Below are 12331 nucleotides of genomic sequence, written 5' to 3' on the forward strand. Positions count from 1 at the left end.
CGGCCCGACCTCGCCGTGCGGGGCGGGGGCGGCTCAGATGAGGACGTCGTCCCCGCGCCGGGCCGGGGTCCCGAGGCCCGCGGCGGTCCGCCGCACGAACCCCGGGACGTCGCCGGCGCCCATCGGCACCCCGAAGTGGTGGCCCTGCGCGAGGTCCACGCCGAGGGTGCGCAGGACCTCGATCTGGTCCTCCTGCTCGACGCCCTCGGCCAGCATGCGCATGTCCAGCGCCCGGCACAGCGCCGCGATGCCCTGCAGCAGCGGGACGTCGCCGCCGTCGGAGATCAGCATGGTCAGCGAGCGGTCCAGCTTCACGGTCGAGACGGGGAAGCGGCGCAGGTAGGACAGCGACGTGTAGCCGATGCCGAAGTCGTCGAGGTCCAGGTGGAACCCGGCGGCCACGACCTCGCGCAGCGACTCCGCGATGAGCGGGTCGTCGGGGAGCTCCTCGTGCTCGGTGATCTCCAGGTGCACGCGCTCGTGCGCGATGCCGTGGCGGTCGGCCAGCGCCGCGACCCAGCGGCCGATCCCGCGCCGGTGCAGGCTGCCCACGCCGAGGTTGACGCTGAGGTCCAGCGGCGGCAGACCGGCGGCGTCCCACCCCGCGAGGTGCGCCAGCGCCAGCTGCGCGACGTGCTCGTCCAGGCGCGCGCCGAGGCCCGCGGCCTCGGCGTGGTGCAGGAACTCGTCGGGCATGAGGAGCCCCTCGCGCGGGTGGCGCCAGCGCACGAGCGCCTCGGTGCCGACGACCCGCAGCGGCTGCAGGCCGACGATCGGCTGGTGCACGACGACGAGCTCGCCGACCTCCTCGGGCGGGGCGCCCTGCAGCAGCATCTGCCGGAGCTCCCCCTGGCGGGCCAGCCCGCCCAGCACCTGCTCGCGCAGCTGCGGCCGGTAGACGAGCGAGCGGCCCTTGCCGGCCTGCTTCGCGGCGTACATCGCGACGTCCGCGTCGACCAGCGCGGTCGACAGCGGCACCCCGGCGGGCAGCGGGGCGATGCCCACGCTGGCCGTGACGGGCGAGGGGACGCCGCCCGTGTCGAAGGGGGCGTCGAGCGCGGTGAGCAGCCGGTCGCCCGGGCCCTCCTCGTCGAGGGGGGAGGTGCCCAGCACGACGATGAACTCGTCACCACCGGTGCGCGAGACCACGCCGTCGGTGCCGACGGCCGCGCGCAGCCGGTCCGCGACGTCGACGAGCAGGGCGTCCCCCACGGCGTGCCCGCGGGTGTCGTTGATCTGCTTGAAGTCGTCGAGGTCGATGAGGCAGAGGTGCACGTCCGCCTCGTGCAGCCGCTGCCGCAGCTCCGTCGTGGCGCGGTGGAGGCCGCGCCGGTTCACGAGGTCGGTGAGCGGGTCGCGCTCGGCGGCCCGCTCGGCGCGGGTGAGGGAGCGCGCCGCGAAGAACACGCCGGCGCAGGCCAGGACGTAGCCGCTGGGGGTGACGACCTCGAGGGCGACCTGCGGCAGGAGCCCCAGGGCACCCAGCCCCCACAGCAGCGGGACGACGCAGAAGACGGGGACCGTCGTGAGCAGGCGCTGCCCGTCGCGGCGCAGGGTCCCGCCCGCGAAGGGCGTGCCGAGGTGGCGCAGGCCCGGCTGCTGGGCGGCCAGGGCCAGCAGCGCGCAGGCGGCCGCCGCGACGACGCCGAGCACGACGGTCTGCCCGCGCACCCCGGCCTCGGTCGTGACGACGTCGCTCGCGCCCACCAGCAGGGCGATGGCCAGGAGCACCAGGGCGGTGGCGGGGGACAGACCGTCCCGCGTGGACAGCAGCCGGAGCAGGACGACCGTGACGAGCGTCGCGGCGGACGTGACGGCCAGCGCCGCGGCGGGGGCGCCGGCGGCGTGCTGCATCGCCAGGAGCTGGACGAGGACGAGCCCCGCGCCGCAGGCGGTCAGCGCCAGGTCGGGCCAGGTGACGCGGGATCCGCGCCGCGGCAGGCGCAGGGAGCGCACGAGCGCCGGGGCGAGGGCGAGGGCCGCGACCTGCAGGACGCCGAGCCCCTGGCGCGCCGCCGCCAGCTGGTCGTCGGCGGCCTCCCGCACCACGGCGGTGACCAGCCCGGCGCCGAGCACGAGCAGGACGGCCGCCCAGGTGCGGGCACCGGCCGGCCGGTGCCGCCGCACGCCCGCCGCGCCGGCCAGCAGCGCCGCGGCGTGCACGGCGACGAGGACGGGGGGCACGGCGGCGGGCAGCGCGCAGCAGAGCGCGACGATCCCGGCCACGGCCGCGACGAGTCCCCACCTGCCCCTGCTCACGCGGCCCCCTCAGCGCGCCCCGGGTCCCTGACGGACGGTGGCGGTGGCGCTGCAGGGATCATCGACCGCGGCGGTGCCGGGATCGATGGGCCGATCGGGGGGCGGGGCCGGGGACCGTCGCCCGGTCAGGCGTGGTTGGCGGTCTCGTGACCGCCGTGGCCCGACGGCTCGAGCTGGAACGTCGCGTGCTCGACCGCCACCTCGAAGTGCTGGGCGACGCAGGCCTGCAGCTCGTCGAGGATCTGCGGGGCGTGCCCGTCGTGGAAGCACGCGTCGTCCAGCACGACGTGCGCCGACAGCACGGGCAGCCCGGACGTGATCTGGCTGGCGTGCAGGTCGTGCACCGCCTGCACGTGCGGGAGGTCGAGCAGGTGCTGCCGCACCGCGTCGAGGTCGAGGCCGGGGGGCACCGACTCCAGCAGCACGGCCGTGGTCTCGCGCAGCAGCCGCACGGTGCGGGGCAGGATCAGCGCACCGATCAGCAGGGACACGACGGCGTCGGCGCGGGCCCAGCCCGTGAGCGCGATGACGGCCGCGGCCACGAGGACCGCGACGGAGCCCAGTGCGTCGTTGGCGACCTCCAGGACCGCGGCGCGCACGTTCACCCCGCGCACGTTCCCCCCGCGTCCCGCCCCGCGGCCGCTGCCCCGCAGCAGCACGAGCAGCGACACGAGGTTGCCGGCGAGGCCGACGGCGCCGAAGACGAGCATCGCGGTGGAGGACACCTGCGGGGGGTCCACCAGCCGGCGGACCCCCTCGACGATGACGAAGACGCCCACCGCGAGCAGCACCGCGGCCTGCAGGGTCGCCGCCAGCACCTCCGCGCGCCGGTAGCCCCAGGTGCGCTGCGCCGTCGCCGGCCGCAGCACGAGGGTCGCGGCGATGAGCGCGATGACCAGGCCTGCGGCGTCGGTGAGCATGTGGCCCGCGTCGGCGAGCAGCGCGAGACTGCCGGACACCCAGGCGCCCACGGCCTCGACGACGAGGATCGAGGAGGTGATGGCCAGGACGACGGCGAGGCGGCGGCGGTCCGCGACCGCCTCGGCGTGGCCGTGGCCGTGCCCGTGGCCGTGCCCGGTCACGGGAGCGCCCCGGCCGGTGTCGCAGTCACCCTCCGACAGTACCGAGGGCCTGCGACCGGCGGCGGGGGTCCCGGGAGCCGGTGCCCGGGATCCGCCGTCCGCCCGCCTCAGCCCCGCACGGGCCGGGCGCTCGGCTGCTGCTGGGTGATGCAGTGCACGCCGCCGCCGAAGGCGAAGACGTCGCGCGCGTCGACGAGGACGACCTCGCGGCCGGGGTGCGCGGCCTGCAGGACGCGGACGGCCTCCGCGTCGCGAGGGTCGTCGAACCCGCAGAGCACGACGACGGAGTTCGCGACGTAGTGGTTGACGTAGGAGTAGTCGACGAGCTCGCCGTCGACCTCGGTGGTCGTCGGGGCGAGCAGCGGGACGACCTCGAGGCGCTGCCCGCGGGCGTCGACGGCCTGGCTGAGGATCTCCGTCACCTCGGCGCTCACGGCGTGGTCGGGGTGACCCGGGTCGGGCTGCGTGTGCACGACGACGGTCCCGGGCCGGGTGAAGGCGGCGACGATGTCGACGTGGCCGCGGGTGCCGAACTCGCCGTAGTCGGCGGTCAGGCCGCGCGGCAGCCAGATCGCGGTGCTCGTGCCCAGCTGGGCGTGGACCTCGGCCTCGACCTGCTCGCGCGTCCAGCCGGGGTTGCGGCCCAGGTCGAGCTGCACGGTGTCCGTGAGCAGGACCGTCCCGGCACCGTCGACGTGGAAGCCGCCGCCCTCCTGGGTCAGCCGCGACGGGCTCACCGGGGTCCCGGTCAGCCCCGCGACGTGGGCGGCGACCCGGCCGTCGTGCTCCCACGTCGCCCAGGACTGCGCGCCCCAGCCGTTGAACACCCAGTCGACGGCGCGCAGGCCGTCGTCGCCGTGCACGAACGTCGGCCCGGAGTCGCGCAGCCACGCGTCGTCCAGCGGTGTCCCGGTGAGCCGGACCCGCGGGTCGAGCAGCTCGCGCGCCGCCGGCTCCGACCCCGGGGCCACGAGCACCGTCACCGGCTCGTGCGCCACGACGGCGTTCGCGACGCCCGCCCAGGCGCGGCGGGCGCGGGCGAGGTCGGGGCCGCCCTCCTCGCCGAACGTGGCGTTCGGCGGGGGGAAGGCCATCCACGTGCCGTCGTGGGGGTCGGACTCGGCCGGCATCCGCTGCACCGTGGGTCTCCGCTCGTCGTCGTCCCGGGTGTCCCCGGGGAGGGGGGCTGCCCGTCGTCCGGTGCACGATCCCACCCGCGGACGCCGGCCCGCGGCGCTTCGCGGTCCCGCACCGGCCCGCCCGGGCCTGGCTACCCTGCGGACCATGCGGCTGACCCCCACCGAGCGTGACCGTCTGCTGCTGTTCACGGCCGCGGAGCTCGCGCGCTCGCGCCGGGCCCGGGGCTGGCGGCTGAACGTCCCGGAGGCGACGGCGCTGATCGCCGACACCGTCTGCGAGGCCGCGCGCGGCGGCGCCCGCCTCGCCGAGGCGATGGCCGCCGGCCGCGCCGTGCTCGGCCCGGACGACGTGCTGCCCGGCGTGGCCGACGTCGTCGGCGAGGTCGACGTCGAGGCCGTCTTCGACGACGGGTCGCGCCTGGTCGTCGTGGTCGACCCGATCGGCGGCGGTTCCCTCGGCGCGGACGCCCCCGGGGCCGCGCTGCCGGGCGACGCCCCGCCGGTCGAGTTCGCCGACGTCGTCGCCGTCGAGGTCACCAACACCTCCGAGGTGCCGATCAGCGTGACGTCGCACTTCCACTTCTTCGAGGTCAACCCCCGGCTGCGCTTCGACCGCGCCGCCGCCTACGGGCGCCGCGCGGCGGTCCCCGCGGGTTCCTCCGTCCGCTTCGACCCGGGCGGGCGGCGGACGGTGGAGCTCACGCCGATCGCGGGCGCCCGCGTCGCCGTCGGGTTCGCCGGGCTCGTCGACGGCCCGCTGGACGCACCCGGCGCCCGCGAGGAGGCGCTGCGCCGCGCCCACGCCTGCGGGTACCTCGACACGGGCGATCCCGGCGACACGGGCGGACCCGCCGAACCCGGCGACCCGCGGGGGGAGTCCCGGTGAGCCTCGACCCGGCCGACCACATCGCGACCTACGGCGCGCGCCGCGGGGACCGCCTGCGCCTGGGCGACACGGGCCTCGTCGTCGAGGTCACCGACGACGCGCAGGAACCCGGGCAGGAGTTCCTCGCGGGGTTCGGCAAGACGGCCCGCGACGGCCTGCACCTCAAGGCGGCCACGGTCCGCGCCACGTGCGACCTGGTCGTCTCCAACGTCGTGGTCATCGACGCCGTCCTCGGGGTGCGCAAGGTGTCCATCGGGGTCCGCGAGGGGCGGATCTGCGCGATCGGCCGGGCGGGGAACCCCGACACCCTCGACGACGTGGACGTCGTGGTCGGCACCGGCACCAGCATCGTGTCGGGCGAGGGGCTGATCGCGACGGCCGGGGCCGTGGACACCCACGTGCACCTGCTGTCCCCCCGCGTCATGGAGGCGTCGCTGGCCTCCGGGGTCACCACGATCATCGGCCAGGAGTTCGGCCCCGTGTGGGGCGTCGGCGTGAACTCCCCGTGGGCGCTGCGGCACGCGTTCAACGCCTTCGACGCCTGGCCCGTGAACATCGGGTTCCTCGCGCGGGGTTCCTCCTCGGACCCGGGGCCCCTCGTCGAGGGCCTCGTCGAGGGCGGGGCCAGCGGGTTCAAGGTGCACGAGGACATGGGCGCGCACACCCGCGCGCTGGACACCGCGCTGCGGGTGGCGGAGGAGTTCGACGTCCAGGTCGCCCTGCACACCGACGGCCTCAACGAGTGCCTCTCCGTCGAGGACACCCTCGCCGTCCTCGAGGGCCGCACGATCCACGCGTTCCACATCGAGGGCTGCGGCGGCGGGCACGTCCCGAACGTCCTGCGCCTGGCGGGGGAGGCGAACGTCATCGGTTCCTCGACGAACCCGACCCTGCCGTTCGGCCGCGACGCCGTCGCCGAGCACTACCACATGATCATGTCGGTCCACGGGTTGCGGGCCGACCTGCCGGGCGACGAGGCCATGGCCCGCGACCGGATCCGCGCGGGCACGATGGGGGCCGAGGACGTGCTGCACGACCTCGGCATCATCCCCATCACGTCCTCCGACGCGCAGGGCATGGGCCGTGCGGGGGAGACGGTGCGCCGCACGTTCGCGATGGCCGGGAAGATGAAGGCGGAGTTCGGGGCGGCGGACCCGCGCCACGACAACGACCGCGCGCTGCGCTACGTCGCCAAGCTCACCATCAACCCGGCGGTCGCCCACGGCCTCGCGCACGAGGTCGGCTCGCTCGAGGTCGGCAAGCTCGCCGACGTGGTCCTGTGGCGGCCGGAGTTCTTCGGCGCGAAGCCCGAGCTCGTCCTCAAGGCGGGTTTCCCGGCCTACGGGGTCACGGGGGACCCGAACGCGTCCATCGACCGCGCGCAGCCCCTGGTGCTCGGCCCGCAGTTCGGCGCCCACGGGGCGACGGCCGCCGACCTGTCCGTGGCGTTCACGTCGCAGGCCGCGGCCGAGGCGGGCAACGACGCCATGACGACGCGCCGCCGTCGCGTCGGGGTCCGCGGCACCCGCGGCATCGGCCCGTCCGCCATGCGGCTGAACGACCGCACCGCGCAGGTGCGGGTCGCGGCGGAGTCGGGGCTCGTGACCGTCGACGGCGAACCCGTCAGCTCGCAGCCCGCGGAGCGGATCAGCCTCAACCGGCTGTACTTCCTCTGAGCTCCGGACCCCTGAGACCCCGACCCCCCCCAGCGGGACGCGCCACCGATGAGTTCCGCGGCGCGGCCCGGTCCAGGACCCGACAGCACCTGACCCGAAGGAGACACCACCGTGGGACGCATCGCTGCCGCCCTGTTCACGACCGTCGACGGCTCGGCCGAACGACCCGACCTGTGGCACGGCCCCTACTTCGACGAGGCCATGGGCCGCGCGGTGGACCGCCACACCTCGCGCTGCGAGGCCTACCTCATGGGCCGGGTCCTCTACGACCAGTGGTCGCAGTACTGGCCCGGCAACGACAGCGACCCGTTCGCGGAGTTCATCAACCCGATCCGCAAGTACGTCCTGTCGAGCACCCTGCAGGAGGCGGACTGGGAGGGCACCACGGTGCTGCCCGACCTCGACGCCGTCCGCGCGCTGCGCGAGCGCACCGAGGGGACCATCGGCATCACGGGCAGCCTGCGCACCGTGGCCTCCCTGCTCGAGGCCGGCCTGCTCGACGAGCTCGTGCTGCTCGTGGACCCGGTGGTCGTCAGCGGTGAGCGGCGCTGGACCGACGAGCTGGGGCGCACGCCGCTGGAGCTGGTCTCGAGCGAGGCCCTGCCGACCGGCGTGCTGCACCTCGTCTACCGCCCGGCCGCCGAGGGCTGAGCTCGGCCCGACGCCCGCGCGGGCGTCGTCGCGCGGGTGGGCTTCGCGGGGGCGGTTCGCGCGGATCGAGTCCGCGGGACGCGCGTTCGCCCGCTGCGAGTTCGCGGAGGGTGCGTCAGGGGGCGGCGGGCGCCGCGGGGTCGGGGACCCCGGCGGCGCCCGCCAGCGGCGTCCCGTCGACCGCGCAGTGCCGCAGGTTCCGCCGGCGCGACGGGGTGCCCTGGGCCGGCACCGCGACGGCGGCGAGGACGGCGGCCGCCACGAGCAGTCCCGCGCAGACGAGCAGGGCCGTGCGGAACCCCGCGGCGAACGCGGCGGGGTCGCGGTAGACGTCGCCGGTGAGCCCGGCCACCGCGGGGACGACGGCGACGGCGAGCAGCCCGGCCGCCCGGGCGACGGCGTTGTTGACGCCCGAGGCGACGCCCGCGTGCCGGGCGTCGGCGGCGGCCAGCACGGTCGAGGTCAGCGGCGCCACGAGCAGCGCCAGCCCGAGGCCGAACACCGTGACCGCCGGCAGCACGTCGCCCAGGTAGGAGGCCGACGCGCCGATCCGCAGCATGGCCAGCACCCCCGCCGCGCACACCAGCGGCCCGAGGGTCAGCGGCAGCCGCGGGCCCGTCCGCTGGGCGAGCGCCCCGGCGCGCGCGGACAGCAGCAGCATGACCACCGTCACCGGCAGCAGCGCCGACCCCGCGGCGAGCGGGCTGAACCCGGCGACGGACTGCAGCGCCACGACGAGCAGCAGGAACACCGCGCCGAGGGCCGCGTAGACGGCGAAGGTCACGGCGTTCACCGCGCTGAACACGCGCGAGGAGAAGATCCCCAGCGGCAGCATCGGGGCGGCGCTGCGCCGCTCGACGAGCAGGAACGAGACCAGGCCCGCCACGCCCACGCTCCCGGCCACCACGACCGCCGGGCTCGCCCCGGACGGCGCGCCGATGAGGGCGTAGGTGAGCCCCGCCAGGCCCACGGCGCCGAGCGCCGCCCCGGCGACGTCGACGCGGCCGTGCGCGTCGGGGTCGTGCGTCTCGGGCACGTGGCGGCGGGCCACGAGGACGACCACCGCGGCGAGCGGGACGTTGACGAGGAACACCCAGCGCCAGGACGCGGCGTCGACCAGCCAGCCGCCCAGCAGCGGGCCGATCGCGGTGGCGACCCCGCCGAGGCCGGACCAGGCGCCGATCGCCCGGGCCCGGTCGCCGGGGGCGAACGACGCCTGCAGCATCGCCAGGCTCCCGGGCGTCAGCAGCGCCGCGCCCACGCCCTGCACCGCCCGGCACGCGACGAGCACGCCCGCGTTCGGCGCCAGGCCGCAGAGCAGCGAGGCCACGGCGAACCAGGCCACGCCCACGACGAACACCCGGCGGCGGCCGTACCGGTCGCCCAGTGAGCCGCCCAGCAGGATCAGCGCGGCGAGCGTCAGCGTGTAGCCGGTCACGACCCACTGCAGCGCCGCGAACGACGCGCCGAACTCCGCCCCGATGGTCGGCAGGGCGACGTTGACGACGGTCGCGTCGATGCCCGCGAGCCCCGACCCGAGGATCGTGGCCAGGAGCACCCAGCGCGCCGCGGGCGTCCCCCAGCGCAGCACCCCCTCGGGCGCCGCGGCCGCGGCGGGGGTGTCGGCGGCGCCCACGGGGACCGTCAGTCCCCGCTGGCCAGGACGAACGGGTGCACGGCCTCCGCGCCGGCGCGCCGCAGCATCCGCGACGCCACCGCGAGGGTCCAGCCGGAGCGCACGCGGTCGTCGACCAGCAGCAGCCGGCGCCCGGCCACGGACGGTTCGTCGGGCAGCGTGAACCGCTCCGCGACCGCGGCGAGGCGGTGGGCCGAGTTCACGTCGCTGCGCGTCGGCCCGGCGCCGGGCCGCAGCTGGAACGACGTGACCAGCGGCAGCCCGGTGTAGCGGGCCAGGCCGTCGGCGAGGTGCGCGACCAGGGTGGGTCGCGACGCCGAGGCCATCGCCACGATGCCGTCGAGCCCGAGGTCGCGCGCCCAGTCGTCGAGGACCTGCACGGCCGCGTGGCGCAGGGCGACGGGCGTCTCGGTGTCCCCGGCGGAGGCCGCGAACAGCTCCCGCACGGCGGTGCCCCAGCCGAGGTCGGACGTGCGGGCCACCGCGCGCCCCTCGCTGGGCCGCTCCGCCGGGGCGATCTTCCCGCTGAGCTCGATGCCGAGCGCCGCGAGCCCCGTGGGCCACATCTTCTTCGGCTCGACGGGCACGCCCGGGCGGTCGAGGTCTGCGCCGGCCGCGGTCACGGCGTCGGCGTCGACGTCCTGCGGCAGCGCGAAGCCCCCGCACCGGTCGCAGCGCCCGCACGGGGCCGCCTCCGGGTCGTCGAGGGCGCGGCGCAGGAACTCCAGCCGGCACCCCGTGGTCGCCTCGTAGTCGAGCATCGACTGCTGCTCGACGGTCCGCGTCTCCGCGACCCGCGCGTAGCGCTCGGCGTCGTAGTTCCACGGCTGGCCCGTGGCGGTCCAGCCGCCGCTCACGCGGCGCACCGCGCCGTCCACGTCGAGGACCTTGAGCATCATCTCCAACCGGCTGCGGCGCAGCGTGACCCGCGCCTCCAGGGCCGGCGTCGACAGCGGCTTGCCCGCGTCGGCCAGGACGCTCAGCGCGAGCCGCACGTCGTCCTCGGCGGGGAACCCCACCGAGGCGAAGTACTGCCAGATGTCGCGGTCCTCGGCGCCGGGCAGCAGGACCACGGCGGCGTCGTCGATCCCGCGGCCGGCGCGGCCGACCTGCTGGTAGTAGGCGATGGGGGAGGAGGGCGCGCCGAGGTGGACGACGAACCCGAGGTCGGGCTTGTCGAAGCCCATGCCGAGCGCGCTCGTGGCGACCAGCGCCTTCACCCGGTCGTGGATCAGGTCGTCCTCGGCCTGCAGCCGCTCCGCGTTCTCCGTGGCCCCCGTGTAGGGCGCCGCGGGGATGCCGTGCGCGTTCAGGTGCGCGGCGACGTCGGCGGCCGCGTCCTTGGTCAGGACGTAGACGATCCCCGACCCCGGCAGGTCGGGCAGGTGCTGGACCAGCCACGCGAGCCGGTGCGCCTGGTCGGGCAGCTGGAGCACCCCGAGCCGCAGCGACTCCCGGTCCAGCGAGCCGCGCAGGACGAGCACGTCGTCGAGGGTGCGGGTGCCCGAGACCGACAGCTGCTCCGCGACGTCGGCCGTCACGCGGGCGTTCGCGGTGGCGGTCGTGGCCAGCACGGGGATGCCGTCGGGCAGGTCCGCGAGCAGGGTGCGGATGCGCCGGTAGTCGGGGCGGAAGTCGTGGCCCCAGTCGGAGACGCAGTGCGCCTCGTCGACCACGAGCAGGCCCGTCGTGGCCGCGAGCTGCGGCAGCACCTCGTCGCGGAAGCCGGGGTTGTTCAGGCGCTCGGGGGAGACGAGCAGCACGTCGACCGCGCCGGCCCGCACGTCGGCGTAGACCTGCCCCCACTGCTCGCCGTTGGTCGAGTTCACCGTCACGGCGTGCACGCCCGCGCGCTCGGCGGCCTGCACCTGGTTGCGCATGAGCGCCAGCAGCGGCGACACGATGACGGTGGGGCCGGCCCCGCGGGCGCGCAGCAGGGCGGTGGCGACGAAGTAGACCGCCGACTTGCCCCACCCGGTGCGCTGCACGACCAGCGCCCGCCGGCGCCCCGCCACGAGCGCCTCGATCGCCGTCCACTGGTCGTCGCGCAGGCGCGCCGACTGGTCGCCCACCAGGCGGCGCAGCACCTCCTCGGCCTCCTCGCGCAGCGCCGCCGGGTCCCCGGGCTCGACGGGGGCGGCGGTGTCGTGCGGGGACGGGGCGCTGGGCATGGGGCGACTCTGCCACCCGGGACGGACACCGCGGTCGGTCCTCCACAGCCGGCGCCGTCCACAGGGCCGCCGACCCCACCGGCGCGTCCCCCCGCGGGCGCCGCCGCTCAAGCGGGGACCCCGGCCGGTCGACACCCCACGGGTGAGCCCCGAGCACCCGGCCGGCCGCGCGACGGTGCTGCGGCCCGCCGCGGACACCCCCGCGGGCGCCCCGTCGGGCGCCGCGGCGGACGGGGGAGCGGACACGACGGAGGTGCGCCCGGGCGACGTCGCGGCCTCGTGGTGCGCGTGGTTCGCGGGCGCCGACCTCGCCGACGAGCCCGACCTCGCGCTCGACCTGCTCACCCGCCGCCCGACCCGCGGCGAGGGCCCCGACGCCCGCCGCGCCGCCGCGCACGACGAGGCCCGGCTGCACCTGCTCGCCGGCCGCCCCGCCGACGCCCTGGCGGCGCTGGCCCGCACGGGCACCACCACGCTCCCCGCCGCCCCGGCGGACCGCCCCCGCACCGCCCTGCTCGCGGCGTGCCTCGCCGCCGCCGGCGACGCGCAGGCCTACCGCTGGCTGCTCGCCGGGCTGCACGGCGGGGAGTGGGCCGCGGGCTGGCAGGCCGCCTACCTCGTGGGGGCTGCCGCCGAGGCCCGCCGCGACCCCGACACGGCCGACGAGATGTGGACGCGGGTCGTCGCGCTGCACGGCATCCGCACCCGCCACACCCTGCCGCGGGCCGCCACCGCCCGGGTCGCCGGCCGGGACCGCGCGGACGCCGGGGCCTGCGCCGCCGCGGCGGTGGAGGCCGCGGCCCTGCTCGAGACCGCGCCCGACGGCGCCGG

At 77.0% G+C, this 12331-nt stretch carries 8 protein-coding genes and 1 pseudogene; 4 read left to right on the forward strand and 5 right to left on the reverse strand.

From position 1 onward, the window contains the following. Nucleotides 1–33: 33 nt before the first annotated feature. From F1544_RS20105 to F1544_RS20115, 3 genes are all read right to left on the reverse strand, one after another. On the reverse strand, nt 34–2259 hold the full coding sequence (locus F1544_RS20105) for a putative bifunctional diguanylate cyclase/phosphodiesterase (protein ID WP_167587986.1): 2226 nt from the start codon (nt 2257–2259) through the stop codon (nt 34–36). A gap of 125 nt (nt 2260–2384) precedes the next feature. After that, complete coding sequence (locus F1544_RS20110; protein WP_167587987.1) at nt 2385–3341, reverse strand: cation diffusion facilitator family transporter; 957 nt, start codon at nt 3339–3341, stop codon at nt 2385–2387. A gap of 107 nt (nt 3342–3448) precedes the next feature. Continuing rightward, on the reverse strand, nt 3449–4471 hold the full coding sequence (locus F1544_RS20115) for an agmatine deiminase family protein (RefSeq protein WP_167587988.1): 1023 nt from the start codon (nt 4469–4471) through the stop codon (nt 3449–3451). A 154-nt stretch (nt 4472–4625) separates the two neighbouring features. On the opposite strand from F1544_RS20115, the gene ureA reads away from it, so the two are divergent. From ureA to F1544_RS20130, 3 genes are all read left to right on the forward strand, one after another. Further along, nucleotides 4626–5366 carry an urease subunit gamma gene (ureA, locus tag F1544_RS20120; RefSeq protein ID WP_167587989.1) on the forward strand — a complete coding sequence of 247 codons (741 nt, stop codon included), beginning with the start codon at nt 4626–4628 and terminating at the stop codon, nt 5364–5366. Beyond that, nucleotides 5363–7042, forward strand: coding sequence for an urease subunit alpha (locus F1544_RS20125; RefSeq protein WP_167587990.1), 1680 nt, complete (start codon nt 5363–5365; stop codon nt 7040–7042). Before ureA ends, F1544_RS20125 begins: the two co-directional genes overlap by 4 nt. Nucleotides 7043–7153: 111 nt before the next feature. Continuing rightward, complete coding sequence (locus tag F1544_RS20130) at nt 7154–7693, forward strand: dihydrofolate reductase family protein (RefSeq protein ID WP_167587991.1); 540 nt, start codon at nt 7154–7156, stop codon at nt 7691–7693. 115 nt (nt 7694–7808) lie between these two features. Here F1544_RS20130 and F1544_RS20135 read toward each other — a convergent pair whose 3' ends face one another. After that, entirely contained in the window at nt 7809–9329 is a 1521-nt protein-coding gene (locus F1544_RS20135; RefSeq protein WP_167587992.1) for an MFS transporter, read from the reverse strand. Nucleotides 9330–9337: 8 nt separating this feature from the next. Beyond that, a complete protein-coding gene (locus tag F1544_RS20140) occupies nt 9338–11500 on the reverse strand; it encodes a RecQ family ATP-dependent DNA helicase (RefSeq protein WP_167587993.1) in 2163 nt (720 codons plus the stop codon). 142 nt (nt 11501–11642) lie between these two features. On the opposite strand from F1544_RS20140, the pseudogene F1544_RS20145 reads away from it, so the two are divergent. Continuing rightward, nucleotides 11643–12331, forward strand: a pseudogene (locus tag F1544_RS20145) (hypothetical protein); the annotation flags it as partial.

Origin of the sequence: Kineococcus rubinsiae, assembly GCF_011839805.1 — a bacterium.
In the GTDB taxonomy this organism is placed as follows: Bacteria; Actinomycetota; Actinomycetes; order Actinomycetales; family Kineococcaceae; genus Kineococcus; species Kineococcus rubinsiae.